At 69.8% G+C, this 19,756-nt stretch carries 21 protein-coding genes and 1 pseudogene; 12 read left to right on the forward strand and 10 right to left on the reverse strand.

Annotated elements, in window-relative coordinates:
- Positions 1–256: 256 nt before the first annotated feature.
- From DN069_RS06625 to DN069_RS06640, 4 genes are all read right to left on the reverse strand, one after another.
- Positions 257–784 (reverse strand): zinc ribbon domain-containing protein, encoded by a 528-nt coding sequence (locus tag DN069_RS06625; RefSeq protein WP_111499890.1) that lies wholly within the window; start codon positions 782–784, stop codon positions 257–259.
- Positions 785–920: 136 nt separating this feature from the next.
- Positions 921–1,766, reverse strand: coding sequence for an SDR family oxidoreductase (locus tag DN069_RS06630; RefSeq protein ID WP_111499891.1), 846 nt, complete (start codon positions 1,764–1,766; stop codon positions 921–923).
- Between the two features lie 93 nt (positions 1,767–1,859).
- A complete protein-coding gene (locus tag DN069_RS06635) occupies positions 1,860–2,624 on the reverse strand; it encodes an SDR family NAD(P)-dependent oxidoreductase (RefSeq protein WP_111499892.1) in 765 nt (254 codons plus the stop codon).
- 441 nt (positions 2,625–3,065) lie between these two features.
- Complete coding sequence (locus DN069_RS06640) at positions 3,066–4,178, reverse strand: NADH:flavin oxidoreductase/NADH oxidase (RefSeq protein WP_111499893.1); 1,113 nt, start codon at positions 4,176–4,178, stop codon at positions 3,066–3,068.
- Between the two features lie 250 nt (positions 4,179–4,428).
- Here DN069_RS06640 and DN069_RS06645 point away from each other — a divergent pair, with 250 nt between their 5' ends.
- The 4 genes from DN069_RS06645 to DN069_RS06655 all read left to right on the forward strand — a co-directional run bounded on the left by DN069_RS06645 (position 4,429) and on the right by DN069_RS06655 (position 7,255).
- On the forward strand, positions 4,429–5,313 hold the full coding sequence (locus DN069_RS06645) for a helix-turn-helix transcriptional regulator (RefSeq protein ID WP_111499894.1): 885 nt from the start codon (positions 4,429–4,431) through the stop codon (positions 5,311–5,313).
- 182 nt (positions 5,314–5,495) lie between these two features.
- On the forward strand, positions 5,496–5,852 hold the full coding sequence (locus DN069_RS06650; protein WP_111499895.1) for a PRC-barrel domain-containing protein: 357 nt from the start codon (positions 5,496–5,498) through the stop codon (positions 5,850–5,852).
- A gap of 27 nt (positions 5,853–5,879) precedes the next feature.
- On the forward strand, positions 5,880–6,047 hold the full coding sequence (locus tag DN069_RS39875) for a hypothetical protein (protein ID WP_165845388.1): 168 nt from the start codon (positions 5,880–5,882) through the stop codon (positions 6,045–6,047).
- Between the two features lie 209 nt (positions 6,048–6,256).
- Positions 6,257–7,255 (forward strand): hypothetical protein, encoded by a 999-nt coding sequence (locus tag DN069_RS06655; protein WP_111499896.1) that lies wholly within the window; start codon positions 6,257–6,259, stop codon positions 7,253–7,255.
- Between the two features lie 69 nt (positions 7,256–7,324).
- Here DN069_RS06655 and DN069_RS06660 read toward each other — a convergent pair.
- The 3 genes and pseudogenes from DN069_RS06660 to DN069_RS06670 form a co-directional block, all read right to left on the reverse strand.
- A pseudogene (locus DN069_RS06660) lies at positions 7,325–7,974 on the reverse strand (phosphotransferase family protein); the annotation flags it as partial.
- A 113-nt stretch (positions 7,975–8,087) separates the two neighbouring features.
- Positions 8,088–9,164: a phosphodiester glycosidase family protein gene (locus DN069_RS06665; RefSeq protein WP_165845389.1), complete on the reverse strand. Its 1,077-nt coding sequence runs from the start codon at positions 9,162–9,164 to the stop codon at positions 8,088–8,090.
- A gap of 361 nt (positions 9,165–9,525) precedes the next feature.
- A complete protein-coding gene (locus DN069_RS06670) occupies positions 9,526–10,389 on the reverse strand; it encodes an SDR family oxidoreductase (RefSeq protein WP_165845390.1) in 864 nt (287 codons plus the stop codon).
- Between the two features lie 152 nt (positions 10,390–10,541).
- Between DN069_RS06670 and DN069_RS06675 the strand changes: the two genes are divergently transcribed.
- The 4 genes from DN069_RS06675 to DN069_RS06685 all read left to right on the forward strand — a co-directional run bounded on the left by DN069_RS06675 (position 10,542) and on the right by DN069_RS06685 (position 14,568).
- Positions 10,542–10,970, forward strand: a complete 429-nt coding sequence (locus DN069_RS06675; RefSeq protein ID WP_111499899.1) for a winged helix-turn-helix transcriptional regulator — start codon at positions 10,542–10,544, stop codon at positions 10,968–10,970.
- A gap of 241 nt (positions 10,971–11,211) precedes the next feature.
- Entirely contained in the window at positions 11,212–11,493 is a 282-nt protein-coding gene (locus tag DN069_RS39880) for a hypothetical protein (protein WP_165845391.1), read from the forward strand.
- Between the two features lie 269 nt (positions 11,494–11,762).
- Positions 11,763–13,568, forward strand: a complete 1,806-nt coding sequence (locus DN069_RS06680; RefSeq protein WP_165845392.1) for an esterase/lipase family protein — start codon at positions 11,763–11,765, stop codon at positions 13,566–13,568.
- Positions 13,569–13,737: 169 nt separating this feature from the next.
- Positions 13,738–14,568, forward strand: coding sequence for a SigB/SigF/SigG family RNA polymerase sigma factor (locus tag DN069_RS06685; protein WP_111499901.1), 831 nt, complete (start codon positions 13,738–13,740; stop codon positions 14,566–14,568).
- 55 nt (positions 14,569–14,623) lie between these two features.
- On the opposite strand, the gene DN069_RS06690 is transcribed toward DN069_RS06685, so the two are convergent.
- On the reverse strand, positions 14,624–14,860 hold the full coding sequence (locus DN069_RS06690; RefSeq protein ID WP_111499902.1) for a hypothetical protein: 237 nt from the start codon (positions 14,858–14,860) through the stop codon (positions 14,624–14,626).
- Positions 14,861–15,015: 155 nt separating this feature from the next.
- Here DN069_RS06690 and DN069_RS42330 point away from each other — a divergent pair, with 155 nt between their 5' ends.
- Positions 15,016–15,144 (forward strand): hypothetical protein, encoded by a 129-nt coding sequence (locus DN069_RS42330; protein WP_279387875.1) that lies wholly within the window; start codon positions 15,016–15,018, stop codon positions 15,142–15,144.
- A gap of 141 nt (positions 15,145–15,285) precedes the next feature.
- Here DN069_RS42330 and DN069_RS06695 read toward each other — a convergent pair whose 3' ends face one another.
- Entirely contained in the window at positions 15,286–15,576 is a 291-nt protein-coding gene (locus DN069_RS06695; protein ID WP_111499903.1) for a hypothetical protein, read from the reverse strand.
- 204 nt (positions 15,577–15,780) lie between these two features.
- Between DN069_RS06695 and DN069_RS06700 the strand changes: the two genes are divergently transcribed.
- Complete coding sequence (locus tag DN069_RS06700; RefSeq protein WP_111499904.1) at positions 15,781–15,999, forward strand: hypothetical protein; 219 nt, start codon at positions 15,781–15,783, stop codon at positions 15,997–15,999.
- 6 nt (positions 16,000–16,005) lie between these two features.
- On the opposite strand, the gene DN069_RS06705 is transcribed toward DN069_RS06700, so the two are convergent.
- A complete protein-coding gene (locus DN069_RS06705; protein ID WP_165845393.1) occupies positions 16,006–16,932 on the reverse strand; it encodes a helix-turn-helix transcriptional regulator in 927 nt (308 codons plus the stop codon).
- 40 nt (positions 16,933–16,972) lie between these two features.
- Here DN069_RS06705 and DN069_RS06710 point away from each other — a divergent pair, with 40 nt between their 5' ends.
- Entirely contained in the window at positions 16,973–17,845 is an 873-nt protein-coding gene (locus DN069_RS06710) for a sterol desaturase family protein (RefSeq protein ID WP_111499906.1), read from the forward strand.
- 103 nt (positions 17,846–17,948) lie between these two features.
- Positions 17,949–19,756, forward strand: a 1,808-nt coding sequence (locus DN069_RS06715) for a SpoIIE family protein phosphatase (protein WP_116513674.1), incomplete at its 3' end; no start/stop codon positions are given.

Raw genomic sequence — 19,756 nt, forward strand, 5'->3', positions numbered from 1 at the left:
AGCGGTAACCGGGGCAGTTTGGCGGCAGGCGCCATTTCAGCTCCCAGCGTCGTGACAGAAAGTGAGCGGACCGGCAGCGTTGCGGGCTGCTGTGTTGGTTGCGCGCCGATCGGAACGTGAAGCCGTGTGGAAGCTGACCGAGCCTGCAGATCCGGACCCGCCCACCGGCCACCGACGACGCCGGCACCGACAGGCGACGGCCCAGGACGCAGCGCCGGCGCGTAGCCGACTGCCGCGCGCACTCCCGCCAGGCGGCTCACGCTGGGAGGAGGAAGCAGGCAGACCACGGAGGCTGTGGTGCGCATGGGTCAACTTGACCCGGCCATGAATGACCGGGTTTGTGGGTGGGGCGCGACTGGCTGTCGCGTGGCCTCCCACGTCTGAGCACCTGTACGGGTGCTGGGACGCGTGACTGACGCCCCGTTGTCCACACGGTCTCGCCCTTGCGGGCGATGTTGTAGGACGCATTGCTGTCCGCGTTCAGGGTCACGCCGCAGGCGCGGCACACGAACGTTGCTTGATCGACGCGGTTGCCCCGCTCGAGGTGACCGCACTGTGAGCATCGCTGGCTGGCCTGCGCCCCTCGGAAATCCCCCGGCTGACACTCGACGACCTCGATCTGGCCAAGGCGACCCTGCGGGTCCGGCGGCCCGGCTACCGGCACACGGTGTACCTCGACGCTCTGACCATCGAGCTGGTCAACGCCTGGCTGGCCGAGCGGTACCGGCGCTGGCCCAGGTCGCCCAACCCGCACCTGTTCATCAGCAACCAGTCCTCCTGGCATCCGGGCCGCCCGCCGATGGACGGGCGCACCCGCATACCGCCGTCAAGTACGTCAGCGTCGCTCACCCCGACAGGGCGCTTCCCCGGATCCGCTGACGTCCCTGAACAGAGGCTGGACAGAACCAAGCAGCCGTGGGTCAGGCGTTGGTGTCGTCGAGGGCCAGCTTTCCGCCCAGTTCGCGCGAAGCTTCCGCCTGGGCGAGGAGTTCCTTGGCCTTGGCCTCGACACCCTCGATGGCGTCGGCGCCGGCGACGAAGCGCAGCGGGGGCTGGTCCTGGTCGGCGATGGTCAGCAGGGCCTGGGCGAGCTTGACAGGGTCGCCGGTCTGCTGGCCGTTCATGCTCTTCCAGGCCGCGATCGTCGCGGTGGTGCGCTCGGCGTAGTCGTCGATGGTCGGCTCGGGCCAGGTGGTGGAGGCGTCCACCAGCAGCTCGGTGCGGAAGAAACCGGGTTCCACGACCGTGGTGCGGATGCCGAACGGCTCCACGTCGTAGCGCAGGGACTCCATCCAGCCCTCGACGCCGAACTTGGAGGCGGCGTAGGCGACGCAGAACTCCTGGCCGATCAGTCCGGCGGAGGAGGAGAGGGTGATGATGTGGCCGTCGCGCTGCTTGCGCAGGATCGGCAGGATGGCGCGGGTGACGTTCATCGGGCCGAAGAGGTTCGTCTCGAACTGCTGGCGCATCTGCTCGGGCGTGATCTCCTCGAAGTAGCCGGCGAAGAAGTTTCCGGCGTTGTTGACCAGGACGTCGATGCGGCCGAAGCGGTGGAGGGCTGCTTGCGCGGCGGCCTGGGCGTCGTCCTGGCTGGTGATGTCCAGCTTGGTGACCAGCAGGTTGTCCTGAGGGCCGCCCAGAGTCTGCTCGACCTCCTCGGGTCGGCGGCCGGTCGCGACGACCTGGTGTCCCGCCTTCAGTGCCTGGAGGGCGATGTCCGTGCCCAGACCGCGTCCGGCGCCGGTGATGAAAATGACCTTGCTCATGAGGGGTTGCCTTTCAGATCGGGCTCGGCGCCCGGTGTTGGTGAGGATGTGCGGTGTCGCCGCGGGCGTTGTTCGCCACGGCGGAGTTGGTGGTCAGGCCTGGTCGGTCGGCATGATCCACAGCTCGCCGACGGAGGCGTGGCGGGGGCGGGTGACCATGTAGGCGACGCCATCGGCGATGTCCTGGGGGGCCAGGACCTCGGTCGACTCGTAGAAGGGGTCGATCATCGCGTCGCGGACCTCGGCCTTGTTGTGCGAGCCCAGTTCCGTGGCCACGCCGCCCGGCTCCAGGACGCCGACGCGCACGTGCCGCCTGGTGACCTCCTGGCGCAGGGACTCGGTGAAGCCGTTGACTCCGAACTTGGTGAGGTTGTAGACGCCGTAGCCGCTCCACGCGACGCGACCGGCGATGGAGCTGATGTTGACGATGTCGGCGACCTGGCGCGGGCCCTGTTCGGCGGCCTGCAGCAGGTGCGGCAGGGCGGCATGGGTGGTGTGGAGCAGGCCTTGGACGTTGACGGCGATCATGCGGTCCCATTCCTCGGTATCCGCGCCGACAACGGGGCCCAGCAGCATCAGGCCGGCGTTGTTGACCAGGGTGTCAAGGCGTCCGAAGCGCTCGACGGCCTGCTGGACGGCCGCTTCGGCCTGAAGGCGGTCGGTGATGTCCGCCTCCACCGCCAGCGCGGTGCCGCCCGCGTTCTCGATCTCGGCGGCGAGGTCCTCCAGGCGGTCCTTTCGGCGGGCCACGAGCACCACGGCGGCGCCGTCCTCGGCGAGCCGGCGCGCGGTGGCAGCGCCGATACCGCTGCTCGCACCGGTGATGAGCGCGACCGTGCCGGTCAATTTCAATGCCATGGGGAGGGTTCTCCGATTTCTTCGACTGCGGTGGCTGGCGGAGGGCGTCACACCAGGTGAAGGGGGGTCGGCCTGCCGGTGCCACGCTCTGTGCGGTGCGGCAGGTCCGCTATCCAGGCAACCACCCACCGACCCCGCGTGGGGCCCCGTACGGGGCCCCGCTCCACCGGGGGTCTGCCAGTGCCCCCTTCTGTGTTGGTGGCCCGTTCCTGGTGGCCGCTGTCAATTCCGGGAGCTGACGCATCGCGATCCGCCGTGCGTCGGGTCTGCGGGGGCGCGGCAGCGCGGGGATGCGGGCGGCCGTACTCGCCCGGGGATGGGCGTGACGTCCCGGCCGGAGATTCGCGCCGCGCTGGCGCATCTGCGGGCGTGACACCGGCTTCCGATGGCCTTCGGCGGGACCGTCGGCGATGGGGCGAGGCCCTGCGGACAGCGGCTACCTCAGCGCTTGCCGCCTCGTCGGACGGCGTAGTCGTACTGGTCGGGCCAGCGCGGCTCGGCACCGAGTTCGAGTGCGGCGTGCTGGGGCCAGTAGGGGTTGCGGAGCATTTCACGGCCGAGCAGAACGGCGTCTGCCTGTCCGGAGGCGACGATGTCCTGGGCTTGGGTGGGTTCCAGGATGAGGCCGACGGCGCCGGTGGGGATGCCGGTCGCGTGGCGGACCTGGGCGGCGAAGGGGACCTGGTAGCCGGGCTCGATGGGGATCGCGGCGTCGGGGACCATGCCGCCGGTGGACACGTCCAGCAGGTCGACGCCGTGCTCGCGCAGTTCCTTGGCGAGGCGGACCGTGTCGTCACCGGTCCAGCCCTCGCGGTCGTCCCCGGGGTTCTCGGTCAGCCAGTCGGTGGCCGAGGTGCGGAAGAAGAGAGGCAGATGGTCGGGCCACACCTCGCGGACGGCGTCGACGACCTGGAGAGGGAACCGCAGGCGGTTCTCGAAGCTGCCGCCATAGGCGTCGGTGCGGTGGTTGGAGGCCGGTGAGAGGAAGGAGTGGATCAGGAAGCCGTGGGCGCCGTGCAACTCGACCACCTGGAATCCGGCGGCCAGGGCGCGCTCGGCCGACGCGGCGAAGTCGCGTACCAATTGCTGAATCTCTCCTACCGCGAGCTCGTGCGGCACGGATCGCCCGGCAAACGGCTCCGGACTGGGCGCAACCGCCCGCCAGCCGCCCTCGGCCCCCGTCAGGTACCGGCCGGTGAGCCAGGGCTTGTCGACGGATGCCTTGCGGCCAGCGTGGCTGAGCTGGATGGCCGGGACAGACCCGTGGGAGCGGAGCGCCTGGGTGACGCGGGCGAACGCGTGCTGCTGGCGGTCGTTCCACAGCCCCAGGTCCCATGGGGTGATGCGCCCGTCCGGTCGAATCGCAGTGGCCTCCACCATGACCAGACCGGCACCGCCGACGGCCCGGCTGGCCAGGTGGGTGAGGTGGAAGTCGGTCGGCGCACCGATCTCCGGCCCTTCCGCGGCGGCGGAGTACATGCACATCGGGGATGTCCAGATCCGGTTGGGGATCTCAAGCGACCGCAGGGTCAGCGGGGCGAACAGGGTGCTCACGGGGGCTCCTCATAATCGGGAGGCACTGGCCTCGGGCAACCAGCGCCTGTGGCCGTACGGGCGTTCGATGTCTCCCCGACGGGCGCGAGCAAGACGGGGTCAGGGTGCTGCGGGCCTTGCAGCGTCCGCTTTCCAGGCAACCAGCCATCGCCCCTCGTCCGGGCCCTGTAGAGGGCATGGCTCATCCGGGGGTCTGGCAGTACCCCTTTGTGGCACCCTGACGCGTCCGGGTTCGCCCTACCGTGGATCCATGGACCGCAGCACCGAGATCCGCGAATTCCTGCGCACGCGCCGGGCCCGGATCACGCCCGAACAAGCTGGCCTGGCCCCGCACCCGGGCGCCCGCCGGGTGCCGGGGCTGCGCCGCGAGGAAGTCGCCCAACTCGCCGGGGTCAGCGTCGACTACTACGTCCGCCTGGAACGGGGCCGCACCCAAGGCGTCTCCGAAACCGTCCTGGACGCCGTCGCCCGCGCCCTGCACCTGGACGACACCGAACGGGCCCACCTGTTCGACCTCGCCCAGCCCACCACCACCCGGACCCGCCCCAGGCGGCCGCTCAGCCCGCAGCGGGTCCGCCCGGCCATGTATCGGGCCCTGGACTCCCTCAGCGCCCCCGCGCTCATCCAGGGGCGACGCATGGACATCCTGGCTGCCAACCGACTCGGCTACGCCCTCTTCGCCGACTTCGAGGCCCGCCCCCGCTCCGAGCGCAACTTCGCCCGCTACGTCTTCCTCGACGAGGCCGCCCGCAGTCTGTACGCCGACTGGGAGAAGGCCGCCGCCGACTGCGTCGCCACGTTGCATCTGTACGCCGGCCGCCACCCCGACGACCCACAACTCACCGAACTGATCGGCGAATTGTCTGTGCACAGCGACACCTTCCGCCGTTTGTGGGCCGACCACGACGTCCTCGCCCACGCCACCGGCACCAAACGCCTGCACCACCCGGTCGTCGGCGAGATGACACTCGACTACGTGGTCCTTGCCGTCGAAAGCGACCCCGACCAGAGCCTCGTCATCCTGACCCCCGAACCCGCATCCCCGTCCGCCGAGGCCCTCGACATCCTTGCCAGCTGGACCAGCCCATCCACCACCGAACCACACGCCCCCGAAAAGACGCGCCGAGCCGACTGATCGGCCAGCTCCCCACTCCAGGGCGAACCCCCGGCGCAGCAGTGCGGCAATGCTGTTGCTTTTGTCCTTGGTGAGTTGCCTTGCTCGGCCAGGCGGGCGCCCGGTTGGTAGCGCACCGTGGATTGGTGGCACACGCTGGAAGTACACAGGTCGCAGTGGCTGGAGCAGAGAGGCGGTGGGTTGTGATCGAGGCAGCGGACATCCGGGAATGGCGCACGCATGATGTCGTCGACCCCGACGGGAAGAAGATCGGGGTGCTGGAGGCCGTGTATGTGGACACCACCACCGACGAGCCGGCCATGGCCACTGTCCAGGTCGGCCTGCCTACCCGACACCGCCTGGTCTTCGTGCCGCTGGATCACGCGATTGTCGGCCCCGGCTACGTCAAGGTCGATTACGCCAGGTCCCTCGTGAAGGACTGCCCGGCCATCGGCACCGACGATGTCTTGCCGGCCACGGACGAAGAAGCGATCTTCCAGCACTACGGCCTGGCCTACCAACCCGGCGCCGGCGGCGAGCGGCAGCTCGCCCGCCGCTGACCGGCCGCAGCGAGAGGAGCTGCCGCCATGGTCCTGTTCCTGATCGTAATCATCATCGCGATCGTCCTGGGCATCATCGGCTTCGTCGCCCACGGACTGCTCTACCTGCTCATCATCGGCGCGGTACTCCTCGTCATCGACCTGCTGTTCCTCGGCTGGCGTTGGCGCCGGTCAGGACGGACCGCGCAACGCTAGGCCCCGCGGAGATGCCGTCGTTGCCCGGCGGAGGCTTCTTGGGAACATGCCAGCGTCCGATGGCGGCCCTGGCCATCCCGGATCTGCTCCGCTGACGGAGCCAACCGCTCACGCAACGAACCGGGACAGCTCGCCGACCTGACCTGCAGCGATGACACTGGTCAGCGGAAGCGAGAACGAAGGTCAGCTCCCTTTGGAGCGTGTCAGGCATGACTCAGCGGTCCGGTAACCCCAGGGGGCCTGCTCCTCGCCCAAACCGACGAACCCGCACACAGAACGCCCCTCAGGCGGAAAGCGCGGACGAGTTCGCAGCGTCAGAGCTCCAGGAATCCGGGAACCCGTTCGTTTCAGCGTTCAGCGAAGTCGCCGACGCGCTCTACGCGCTACCGCCCAGCGAGTTCACCGAGGCCCGGAACGAGGCGGCCCAGCAGGCCAAACGCGCCGGGGACCGCGAGCTGGTCGAGCGGCTCAGGACGCTGCGCCGCCCGACCGCGGCGGCGCACGCGCTGAACCTGCTGGTGCGCGCCCATCCGGACCAGGTGGAGCAGCTGCGGGAACTCGGGCCGGGCCTGCGCAACGCCCAGGAGCGACTGCAGGGTCTCCGGCTGCGGGAACTCTCCGCCCGGCGCAGTGCACTCGTCCAGGCCGTCGCGGCGCAGGCGCGGCGCGAAGCCGCTCAGGCCGGGCAGCCGGTCACCGACCAGGCCGCCGACGAGCTCGACCAGACGCTGCGCGCCGTTCTCGCCGACGAGACCGCCGCCGAGGAGTTCGCCGCGGGCCGGCTCACACACGCCCTCACCCCCGGCAACACCCTCCGGGGCCTGCCCACCGACGCCCCCACGCACCCAGCGGCCCGCCCGTCCGCACCCGGCGAAGCCGAACGGGACCGCGCGGCGGAGAATAAGCGGCGCCTGACCGAGGCCGAGCAGGAGCTACGCCAACTGGAGGCCGAGCAGCGCTCCGTCGGAACAACCCTCGATCGCGTCCGCGCCCAGGCCGAGCGTGCCGACGACCAGGCCCGCAGGAGCCGGGAACGCGTGCAGCACGCGGAACGGGCCCTCGTCCAGGCCCGCGACGCTCTCGACGCGGCGGAGCAGACGGCGGCGGCGTCCCAAACCGAGGTGGCCGCGGCCGAGAGTCGAGCCGAGCAGCTCCAGGCCAGGCTGGAAGCCCAGCAGGCCGCGGTCGACCGCCTGCAGCACGGGTGAACGGGCGGGCCGCAAACGATGGACTCCAGGGCCGCGGCGCTGTCCTCACGTGGTCGGGCCGGGGCGGCCGATCCGGGCACCGGCTACACCGGCCGGGTCCTCGGGCGGCGGGCCGAACAGCACGTTGCCGGGCTGGAAGTCCCGGTGGAGGAACCGCCCTTCGTAGCGCAGCGGGGGCGTGCGGATCACGTCGATCGCTGCAGTCCAGACCGCGGTGTCCGCGCCCTCGGGGGTCACCACCGTGCCGGCGGTCGTCAGCGCCACGTACTCCCGGGGCCGGACGGCCGGCCGCACCGCGTGGACCGCCACGAGTTGACGGGCCAGCAGGGGCAGGCGCGTCTCCGGCCCCTCGTCGTCGAGGAGCATCCGGCCCGGCAGGTGGGTCATGAGGAGCGAGGGGTACTCGCAGTGCGCGGCGGTCGGATCGACGGCGACAAGTCCGGGAGCCCGCACGCCGGTGTCGGTGAGCGTGGTCAGGGCGTCGGCCTCCCTGTGCAGGAGGTCCTCGGCCGGCCCCTGCCGGGTCTCGTCGACGAAGGAGCGCAGCACCAGGTGCCGGGTGCCTCCGTCCCGGGTGCCATGGTCAGTCTCCGCATGTCGGCGGTGGCGCCGCCCCGCAGCGTCTCGGCTCGGACGAACCGTTCGCCGGACTCCAGATGCCGGAGCACCCAGGCCAGTGTCAACGGTCGGACAGTGGCCGCCTCATGATGATGGGTCACGGTGCCACCTCATCATCCGGGCGGCGGCACGCGCGAACCCTTGAAGGCTTCCGCAGGATGCCGAAGGCGAAGGCCAGCGACCCGCCGAGGGGACGGGCCTCGCTGACGTCTCCTCAGCTGTGACTGCGGGTGTAGACAGCCACGAAGTCGCGGCTCGATTCCTGGTAGTAGCGATCGGCCGGACGGACGAAGTTGACGAGGTTGTGCGGAGTGGGATCGGCCGTGTCGTGGGAGCCGTCGTAGGAGATGAAGGACGGCCAGCTCAGGTTGATGTCGAGCATCATTGCCGTGACGGCTCCGGCGCGTTGGAGCAGGACCGCGAGGGTCTGCACGGAGAGAACCCGGCCGCCGACATAGATGATGTTCCCGTTCTTGTCGACGCCCACGCCGGAGCGGGCCACGAACGGGGCACCCTGGTCGGTGAAGCCCCACGTCGCCGTGCCACCGTCGTAGACCTGCTGGGTGACCTGCCCGTGCGCAACCAGCGGCACCAGGCACTGGCGGACTCCGACCACGTCCGGCGTCATGCGGACGTCCTGCCCCCACACGCCGATCCGCAGCGACCCGTTCTTGTAGAAGACCTCGGTGGCGGCGCCGTCCCGCAGCGTTCCCACCGTGCGGCCGTCCAGGTAGAACCCTCCGTGGGAATCGCCGTTGGACACCTTGAAGCCGCCGTTGTACGTGGCGACCAGGCCGAGCCGCTGCCCGGACGGGACCGTGTCGGGAACACCCCAGTTGCCGCCCGGCTCCTGGAAGCCGGGGTGCAGTGCGAAGGACAGGGCGCTCTGCTTCATCCACACGACACCGACCGGGAAGGAGGTGTACTGGGTGTCCGGGCGCATCGTGGCGCTCTGGACGACCGGCTGCCCGTGCTCCTCGATCAGCGGGCTGAAATCCCCCTCGCCCGGAAGCGCCGGGCTGACCAACGGCTTCACCGGCGCGTGCAGCGTGATGGCGGCCTTGCGCGCGAGGTCCTGCTGCCGCTGTGCGGCCTGCATCCGGGCCAGCGCGTCCGGCGGGACGGCGCCCCCGGCCTTCGGCGGCGTGTAGGTCTGCACTTCGAGCCAGTTGACCGCCCAGTTCAGACCATGGTCCCGGCCCCACTCGGCCAATCGGGCCGCCGTGCTGTCCGTTCCCGGTGCCGACAGAGCTCCGTAGACCGAGTAGCCGAGCCACAGAGAGAAGGCCACCGTCAAGGCGAGCGCGCAGCGCCATATCCGCCGCCAGATCCACCGCCGGTGGGTGATCGGACCCGCCGGGCGCGGACGGCGGCGCAGCAGACCGCGGCGTATTCGACGAGCCCGCGCTGAAGGTCGGGGCATCGTCGGTTCGGTCTCGGCAGCCTGGTCCAGCTCGGAGGTGCCTTCCTGCTCCCGCATACCTCGGCCTCTCGCGCTCGAACGGCATCCCGCGGACGCGCCGGCGCGGATGCTGCCGGGCCGACGCCCTCTGTCGCACCCATGCAACCCGGGCCGATGCCGCGCCGCCACTTGAGGACTGCCGCCGCGTTCTCTGCACTACCGGCAGGAGGCACGCCAAGGCTTGCTCCTGCTATAGGGGCTGCAGCGCCGCGAGTGCCTCGGTCAGGGTCACGGGCGGGCGGCCGATCAGGCGCCGCAAGTCGCCGGAATCGGTGTACATCTCGCCGCGGCTCAGGCCTAGGTCGGCGTCGGCGAGGACCTCCGCCAGCTCGGTGGGTAGGCCTACGGCGGCCAGCGCCTGGGCGAACTCGGTCACCGGGAGGTCGGCGTAGGCAATCTTCTTCCCGGCCGCAGCGCCGATCGTGGCGGCGAGCTCAGCCAGGGTGAAGGATTCGTCGCCGCCGAGCTCGTACACGGCGCCGGAGTGGCCCTCGGTGGTGAGGACGACCGCCGCGGCCTCGGCCAGGTCGGCGCGGGACGCCGCGCTGATCCGCCCCTCACCCGCGGCGCCCACGACGGCGCCGTTCTGCAGGATCTGCGGCAGTTGGCTGGTGTAGTTCTCCAGGTACCAGCCGTTGCGCAACAGCACGCTGGGGATGTGGCGGTCCCGCAGGTACTTCTCGGTCTCGCCGTGCGTGGCGCCGATGATGGTGGTGGCCGTGTCCGCGTGCGTCGTGCTCGTGTACGCCACCAGCGACACACCCGCGGCCACCGCGGCGTCCATCACGCGGCGGTGGTTGGCGACCCGCTCTCCCACGGGGACCGAGGCCGAGATCAGCAGCAGCCTGTCCGCCCCTGCGAAGGCCTCGGTCAGGCTGTCGGCGTCCGCGAAGTCGGCGCGGCGTGCCGTGACGCCCCGGTCGCCCAGGTCCTTGATCCCGGCGATGTCCCGGCCGGTCGCGATGATGTCCGCGGCCGGGATCCCGCGCCGCAGCAGCGCCTCGACGGTGAGCCTGCCCAGTTGGCCAGTGGCTCCGGTGACGACGATCGACATGGTGGTCACTCCTTCATTTCGTGCGCGCCTCGCGCGCCCGTCGCAGTTCGTCCGCGCGGGATGGAAATCAGGGTGACCTGCACACTCTCTGTTGGGAAGTAGCCACTTCTTGGTAGGGTACTTACCCGAGCGAAAGCATTGAGGTGGGCGGTATGGAGGCTGTCGAAAAGGCGACCGGACCGGTGGCGTCATTCGATCCGTACGAGCGCGGCTGCCCGTCACGGGACCTGCTCGACCAGATCGGCAGCAAGTGGGCGGTCCTCGTGCTGGGTGAGCTCGGCCGGAACGGGACCGCCCGGTTCAGCCGGCTCCGGCAGGCGCTGGCGGGCGTGAGCGAGAAGATGCTCACCCAGACACTGCGCACCCTCGAACGCGACGGGCTGATCAGCCGGACCGTCTACCCGGAGGTGCCGCCGCGCGTGGAGTACGAACTGACCGCGCTCGGCCAGACACTGCGGGAACCGCTGAAGGCGCTCACGGAGTGGTCGGTGCTACACATCGAGGACGTCATCACCGCCCGCGGGGAGTACGACGACCGATACGACGACCGCACCGAGCGCACTCACATCACAGATCTGTAACCAGCCGACTATTCTGCGTAACCATTCGTATCATCGCCTCAGGTCCGCTTCGTCCTCCGGGGGCTGTTCGATGCGATCGCGTGGCAGATGGGCGTGGGCGGTCATCCTTCTTGCTTCCCTGGCCGCAGCCGCGAGCTGGTTCGTTCTTCGGGGCACGCAAGACACCGCCCACCACCGAACATCAGGCGCGCCATCAGCAACTCGGCAGCAGGCACAGCAAGTTGCGCAGGCCCTGACGCGCTTGTCCACCGACCCCGCCGCCCTTGTGGCCACCAGCGCGCGCTCGGAGGTGGGCAACCAGGCGCGCCAAGCCGTGCCGCCGGGAACCACGGTGACTCCGCAGGTCGACTCGTGGCTGCCCGACGGGGTCGGCGGGGGGATCATGACGGTGACCATCGCGGCGCCCGGCACGCCGGCGGCGGACTACGCAGCAGTGATGGTGCAGGAGCGGGGTGCTTGGAAAGTCATGGCGACCCTGCTGCTGCCCGGTCCGGCCAACTCGTCAACGGCGGGCGCGCGATGAAACACCGCTACACCGGACGCGTCGTCACTGCCCTGGCCGCCCTTGTGCTTCTCGCGGGAACGCAGGCCGTCGCGCCACGAGCGGCGGCTTCCGCTCCGGCGCTTCCCAGCGTCCTGATCAACTGGAGCGACCAGTGTCAGTCGGACCGGCTCGGCCTGGACCAGGACACCGTCCAGCTCGCTCCGACGCTGGCCGGCGACACCACACCGCAGGGAAAGCCCGTCGCCTACGCACCGGACTCCCGCCGGAGGTACACACCGGTCATCATCGTGCACGGCTGGACCGGCAGTGACACCCACACCAGCGACCGCACAGGTGATTTCTCCAGCATCATCGATCTGACAGCCAACGCCCTCGGCACAGTGGACACCACCCGGTCGCTCATCGGACAGTTCCAGAACGTGCCGGGCGCCGCGGTGTTCACCTTCGACTACCACCCCTATTCGGCTCGCTGGGTGGACGATTCGCATCTCGGCCCGGCTCTCGGCAAGGTCATCGACTGCCTGTATCAGGCCAGTGGGCAAAAGGTGATCGTCGTCGCGCACTCCATGGGCGGCCTTGTCACCCGCTACGCAGCGACCCACCCGGGCCCGGGCGCAGCGGACCGGTCCCGCGAGATCAGCACCGTCGTGACCTTCGGGACCCCGGAAACCGGCTCGGTCGCCGCGCTTCTGGGCGAGACCCTGCTCGACCAGGGGGCCGTCACCAACCAGACGCTGGCGCTGATCCGGACGATTCTCGCCGTGTGCGGAAGCTATACCAGCAACGAGATCGAGACAGGAACGCTGTGCGATCGACTGTACGCCCCGGCCCGGGCCCTCGAATCAACCGCCGGACAAGCCCTGCGCTACGGATCGCCCCAACTGGCCGCCCTGAAACCCTGGCCGGCCGGCATCACAGTCGACGCCCTCGCCGGCCAGACCACCTTCCAGGTTCCCGACCTGGGCTGGTTCGCGCTGCCTTGGGACACCGTCCCGGTCAATGTGGGGGACATCATCGTGACGGCCGACTCCGCCCAGCACGGGGCGACGCTGACCAAGACCGTGTCCTGCGATTACCAACTCAACCCGGCCCGAGGCGCCGGTGACTTCCTCGACCTCAGGCTCAGGCTGGCCAGCAAGGCGGACATTGCGCAGGAGCCCCTCAAGGCCTTCACCGGTGCCTGCTTCCACGTCGATCTCATGCGTGGCATCGAGTTGACCAACGAGGCTCTCGGCGCCGTGGCCGACGACCTGAGCTCCCGTCAACCTGTCACCGCAGCCGACCTGTTGTCCGCGCCCGTGCCGGCCGCCTGCGAACACGACGCAGGCACCCTCACCGGCGGCAGGCTCGCCGGAATCCCCGCCAACCACGGCAGCATGGAGCTCGCCTGGCTCGACGGCGGCCAGCGGTCCGACCTGCTCGCCCTGGGCGACCTCAACGGTGACGGCTACGGTGACGCGGCCGCCACGCTCGCCTGCAACGCCGGCGGCGTGGCCTGGCCCGAGCTGGTCGCCTTCTACACCCCCGGGCCGCACCTACTGGGATACGTCAGCCTCGGCGACATCAACGCACCCGGGCGCCAGCCTGGCGAGCACGCGGACGTCTACCAACTGCGCTACGACAACGGTGCGGTGGTCGCCGAATGGTCCACGCCGGAGGACGGCGACCCCGGTGCCATGTCGAGCCTGGACTACACCGCGACGCTGCGGTGGAACGGCCACGGAATCACCGCCGCCAACCTGTCGGCCACCACCGAACTGGCCACCGCAGCGCAGTTCGTCACCGACATCCGCCATGGCGACGCCCAGGCGGCGCAGTCCTTGTCAGCCGCCGGCGTCGCCGCGGAGGCCGCCAACCAGCTCCGCTCGTATCCGGACGCGTTCCAGGCCACCCCCAGCTGCTACGGCGAGAACTCCCTCGACATTCCCGCCCCCGCTGCCGGTCTCACCGCAGCCGGAGGCCCGCAATGGATCCAGAACGCGCAGCGCATCTGCCTCCTGCCCGCCACCGCCACCGGTGCGCACTATGTCGCACTCGCGATGAACAAGCAGGGCTTCCAGCGCTGGCAGGTCACCTCACTCGCCATCGTCTGATCGTCTTCCGAGGCTCTGCTGGGTGCCTGTCCCCGGCTGGCGCATTCCGGAAACCTTCTTCGCATGTCCGGGCCCGGAACGGGTAGGCGCTCTCTCAGGACGCCCCGAAGCGGGACGGCCCGCGCAGTCGACGACAGCACGGGCACATACCACCTGAGGAGCCCTTTTCATGTTGCCTACGCCGCTGGTCGGCGCCGAACCGGCAGCCCCCGGTCGGCTTCCCTCGCCCCACGCCGTGGACACCGAGGACGCGCGTGCGCTCTCGTATCTGCTGTTCACACGCCTGGCCGAGCTCGAGGAAGGCACCGCCGACTACTCCTACGTGCGCAACACCCTGGTCGAAAGCAATCTCGCCCTGGTCCGCTACGCGGTCGCGCAGTTCCGGCACCGAACCGAACCCACCGAGGACCTGCTGCAAGTCGGGATCGTGGGTCTGATCAAGGCCATCAACCGCTTCGACCCGGACCGCCATGTCGAGTTCTCGACCTTCGCGCTGCCGACCATCACCGGCGAGCTCAAGCGCTTCTTCCGGGACACCAGCTGGTCCGTGCGCGTCCCGCGGCGCCTCCAGGAGCTGCGGCTGCGCCTGGCCAAGGCTCGCGACGAGCTCTCCCAGGAACTGGAGCGCGACCCCACCGACGCCGAGCTGGCCGCACACCTGCAGGTGAGCGAGGCGGACATCGCCGAGGGTCAGGCCGTGAGCAACGCGTACACCGCCGGCACCCTCGAGGGACCGGAACGCGAGGACGCCGACGGGCCGCAGGCCCGCCGGATGGGATACCTCGACCGCGGCATCGAGGGCGTGGAGAACCTGGAAAGCCTCAAGCCCCTCATAGCCGCCCTCCCCGAGCGGGAGCGGACCGTGCTGGCACTGCGCTTCACCGGCGAACTCACCCAGTCGGAGATCGGCGCCCACCTGGGCATCTCGCAGATGCACGTCTCCCGCATACTCTCCAAGGTCCTCGCGAACCTGCGCGAGGCGCTGCTCGCCGAGGAGTAAGCCCCGGGCGTCGTCATGACGGAGACTCCCGGTGTGGGGTGGTTCAACTGGCCGGTCACTCCCACACGTCCGAGCCCCCGCCCATCCAGTCGACCATGCCGTCGGCGTCCAAGTCGAGCTCTTCCAGTCCGGCGCGGCGGCAGAACTCGGCCACGTCGGCGAGCTCATGCGCCTTGCCGATCTGCTCGCCGAGAATGTCCACGCGCCGGTAGGGGCCCGTCATCGCGTCCGCCTGGACGGGGTGGACGACGACGTGTGCGTGATGATGCTCAGGGGACGGCTGATCGCTCATTCCTCCAAGCTGCCCCAGCTGGAAGCAGCCCGCCTGCGGGGCACCTGGGGCGGCGACGGTCGGTGACCCACCCGATCGGACGCGACGACGCGCACCCTCCGTAAGTCTTTGCTGAGCTGGGCGCTCATCCACTCAACGAGCTGAGGAGGAGCGCCATGCAGGAGATGATCCCGCGAGACCGGGACCACGACGACGACCTCGAACGATTCTACGGACCGGAGGAACCGGACAGCTCCGACGACGACTTCCTCGACGACCTGAACATCGTCTTGGCAGACGAATAGAAGCGGGCCTCCACGCGAGCGCGAGAGAGCCCCCGATGCCGCAACCGCGGCACCGGGGGCTTCGGCGATCTGCGGCCAGCCGTGTGCAAAGCGCCGCCGCGCCGCGGCCCTCCACGCAAGCTGACGGCGCCAACGGCTACATCACCCGACCTTGCCCAAGCCCGACTGCACGTCGTTGAAGTCCATCACGGGGATGAACTCGATCTTGGCATCGAGCTCCATGAAGAAAGGCTCAGCGACCTTGGGAATGTCGGACACGTCCTTCAGGTCGAAGACGATGAACGCCGTACGGCAGCCGTCCTTGGCCCCGAAGTACGCGGCTTCAGGCTGGAGCGATCCCAGCGCCGTCTTCATGATCTCCGCCAGCCTCTTGTCCTTGATCGCTTGATTGCCCTTGGCCGTGTCCATCTGGGCGGTGAGCAGGACTCGCATGTCGCACCCTCTCGGTCGGTGTGACGGCACGACGTGTGCCGTCACATGCCAGGCTCTGCGGGATGCGCTGGGGCTGCCTTCCGGGCGGGTCCATTGGTGTGCAACGGGCCGGACTGCTCATGCCACCCGGGGTGCGTGCTGTCCGCGCACCCGGCACCCTGGCGGAGGACGCGGTTTCCCCGCAGCAGCCCTGAAGAGGTTCCCATGCCAGACGACGCACTCACCCGCTTCCTCGCCGTGCTCAGCCCTGCCGGCCGCGCGAAGGTCCGTTCCCAGACCCCCGAGCAGCAAAGGCAGCTCGCCGAAGCCTGGGAGGCGGAACTGACCGACGACACCGATCTCGACACGCTCGACGAGATCTCTCCGGCAGCCGCGGAGGACGAGGCCGCAGAACGAGTGATCCGGGCGTTCTTCGAACAGTGAGGCTGCTCAGGGCGCGTCGGGCTGCTGCCGGTACCGGGAGGGCGACATGCCGGTCCAGCGCCGGAACGCTCGGGTGAACGCAGACGGCGTTGCGAACCCGAGCCGGGCCGCGATCACCGTCACCGGCAGATCAGGCATGGCGATCATGCCCAGGGCCCGCTCGCGCCGGACGGAATCGGCCAGGGCCGCGAACGACGTGCCTTCGGCTTCCAACCGCGACTGCAGCGTCCGGGTGCTGACCGCAAGCGCCCGCGCCACATCGGTGAGCTCTGCGCCCCCGTCGGCGAGCAGTTTCCCCACGGCAGCCGCCCACGACACCTCCCGGTGAGTGGCCCGCCGTTCGGCGTACGGCCACAGCATCGACCGCACGACGGGGTCGGCCTGAACAATCGGAGCGCTCAGCGCGGTTTCGCCGAAGAAACAAACGTCGCCGGGTGCGGCGAAGACCACGCGTCCGAACAGCGCGTCATAGACGCCCGCATCGCCAGGAGTCGGCCGCCGGAACCTGACCTCCGAAGGAGCGGCTTGATGCCCGGCCAGGCGTCGGACCGTCCGGCACAGCAGGGCGAAGACCGCGTCCACCGTGTCCGGGTGTGAAGGCCCGCCCTCTGCGGACAGCACCGAGACCGACACGCCCGTGGGCCTTCGCGCCACGACGATCCGGTCCCGGTCGAACATCGGATGGAACCGGCACAGGTCCTCGACCAGGGTCCGGACGTCCGGGCTGTTCACGATGACCGGCCCGAGCAGCCCGCCGAAGGCCATCGTGTCCGTCCACGCGGCGAACTCGAGACCGGGATGGGGTACACCCGTACGCTCCAGCAACTCCCACGTCTGGTCGGGCGACACGGCGTCGACACCATGGGCGGCACCGAATGCCAGGACCTGCGCAGCGATCGGATCCGCGTCCGAGGGCAAGTGGTTCGCGCTCACGGGGCAGCGGATTCCCTCGTAGGAGTCAGAGCATCGTGACATGGAATTGGACAAGCCGGCGAAGCCGGTTCTCACCTACGGAACATATCCCACACTCGTTCTCATCACCGGCGCGGGGATCTGGGCAGCCCTGCGCGGGATTCTCAGCCCCGGTGCAGCGATAGGCCTGCTCACGGGCATCACCATCGTGGTCGTCTTCGCAGTCGAGCGGATCAACCCGCTGCTGGACCGCTGGTCGATGACGAAGCACAGCCTGGTCGAGCGCGATCTGCCGTTCATCGGACTGGCCGTCGTGGTAGAGCAGATCGCCACAGTGGGCGTCTCACTTGTCGCCTCGGCGGCCGTGCCCAAGGACGGGTTCGGCCTGCTGGGACGCGCGCCGCTCGTCGTACAGGCCGTCTTCGCGCTCCTGGCGCTGGACCTGCTCTGGTATGCGTATCACCGCGCCGCGCACACCTTCTCCCGGCTGTGGCGCGTCCACGGCCTGCACCACTCGCCCTCGCAGCTCTACGTCCTGATGCACCAGGTCTTCCACCCGCTGGACCTGCTGGTGTCGCGGTTCGTCATCTCCCTGGTCGTCTTCAAACTCACCGGCATCGGCCCGGCGGCGGCCTTCATCGCCATCGCCGTGCTCGGCCTCCAGCAGACGGTCAGCCACGTCAACAGCGACCTGCGAACCGGATGGTTGAACTACGTCCTCATCGGAACCGAAACCCATCGCTACCACCACGCCGCCGAGAAGGGCGGCAACTTCGGATCGGTCGTCCCGGTCTGGGACATCCTCTTCCGGACCTTCGTCTACGAGCCCCGCCGCATCCCGGACCGGATGGGTCTCATCGACCCCGCCTCGTACCCGGATCCGCGACGCTTCCACGCCGCGCTGTCCTGGCCGTTCCGACGCGCCACGGCCTGAACCGGGCCATCCCACCAGGGGACACCCGTGCGGCGCGGGTACCGGCCGGGCGGGCTTCGCGGGAGACTGGAGGGATACGCTCCGGGAGAGGAATTCGCACCGCATGGCCGAATCACCGTTGCTGTCCCTGCGGGGCGTCTCCAAGCGCTTCGGCGCGGTGCGCGCCCTCGTGGACGTCGACCTCGACGTGAAGGCCGGACAGGTGGTCGCCGTCGTCGGTGAGAGCGGTGCCGGCAAGTCCACGCTGATCCGGCTGATGGCCGGAGTCCAGGCGCCGGACACCGGCACCGCCCTGTGGGACGGACGGCCGGTGGACCTGCGCAGGCCGCGGGAGGTCCGACGGCTCGGTGTGGCCGCGGTGCACCAGGACCCCGAGCTGTGCCTGAACCTCGATGTGATCTCCCAGCTCTTCCTCGGGCGGGAGTTGCGCCGCTTCGGGCTTCTGAACGAGGTCGCCATGGAGCAGAAGGCGCGGGGACTGCTGGACAGCCTGAACGTCCGCATCCCCAACCTACGGGCACCGCTGGCGGCGCTGACCGCCGCGGAGCGCCAATCGGTCGCCATCGCCATGGCACTGATCGACGATCCGGCTCTGCTGCTGTTGGACGAGCCGACGGCCGGGCTGGACCCCGAGCAGAGCTCCCTCGTGCTCGACCTGGTGGGCCGGCTGCGCCGCAACGGGCGGGGGATCGTCCTGGTCAGTCACAACATCGACGACGTGCTGGAGGTCGCCGACCGCGTCGCGGTCCTGCGCTTGGGACGCAATGCGGGAGTGTTCGAGACGCGTTACGCCAGCCAGGAGCAGATCGTGTCGGCCGTCACCGGCAACCAGATCCTGGCTGCCGCGCTGCAACGCAGCCTCCTGCCGCGGGACCTGCCGAAGCTCGAAACGCTCGAGACCGCCTTCCGCTATCTCCCGGCACAGGCCGGGGCGGGCGGGGACTGGTTCGACGTCATCCCCCTGTCCGGTGCCCGGATCGCACTGGTCGTGGGAGACGTGGTCGGCCACGGCCTGAGCGCCGCCGCGACCATGGGACGGCTGCGCACCGCCGTCCATAACGTCTCCTATCTCAACCTCCCTCCCGGCGAGTTGTTGGCCCACCTCGACGATCTGGTCAGCCGCCTCGACGAGGAACGCGGCACCGCAGGCAGCGGCAGCCAGAACGACATCATCGGTGCCTCGTGCATCTACGCCGTCTACGACCCGGTGGCCCGGCAGCTCGCGGTGGCACGCGCGGGCCACGTGCCGCCCGTGGTGGTCCATCCGGACGGCCGGGCCGAATTCGCCGACGTTCCGGCCGGCCCCCCGCTCGGCCTCGGCGGAATGCCGTTCGAGACGGTCGAGCTGCCGCTGCCCGACGGCGCCGGCTTCCTGCTCTACACCGACGGTCTGGTCGAGCGACGTGATCGCGACATCGACACCGGACTGGACCGGCTGCTGCTGGCGGTCCGCCAGGACCACAACGCCTCCCCCGACCGCCTGTGCGACGCCGTGATCTCCGCCCTGCTCCCGGGGGACGCGGCCGGTGAACCACCCGAGGACGACGTCGCGTTGCTCGTAGCGCGCGCCAACGGGCTTCCCGACGACCAGGTGGCATGCTTCGACGTCCCCGCCGACCCTGCGGCGGTCGCCGAGATCCGCGCCGCGGCGACACGCCGGCTGCACCACTGGATGCTCGACGACCTGTCGTTCACCACCGAGCTGATCCTCAGTGAGCTGATCACCAACGCCATCCGCTATGCCGACGGCCCGATCACGGTCCGGCTCCTCCGCGCTCGTTCCCTGGTCTGCGAGGTCGCCGACGCCAGCAGCACCTCACCGCACGTACGGTACGCGGCGACCACGGACGAGGGCGGGCGCGGCCTCTTCCTGGTGGCTCACTTGTCGGAGCGCTGGGGCACCCGCTACAC

The sequence above is a fragment of the Streptacidiphilus pinicola genome (assembly GCF_003258295.1).
In the GTDB taxonomy this organism is placed as follows: domain Bacteria; phylum Actinomycetota; class Actinomycetes; order Streptomycetales; family Streptomycetaceae; genus Streptacidiphilus; species Streptacidiphilus pinicola.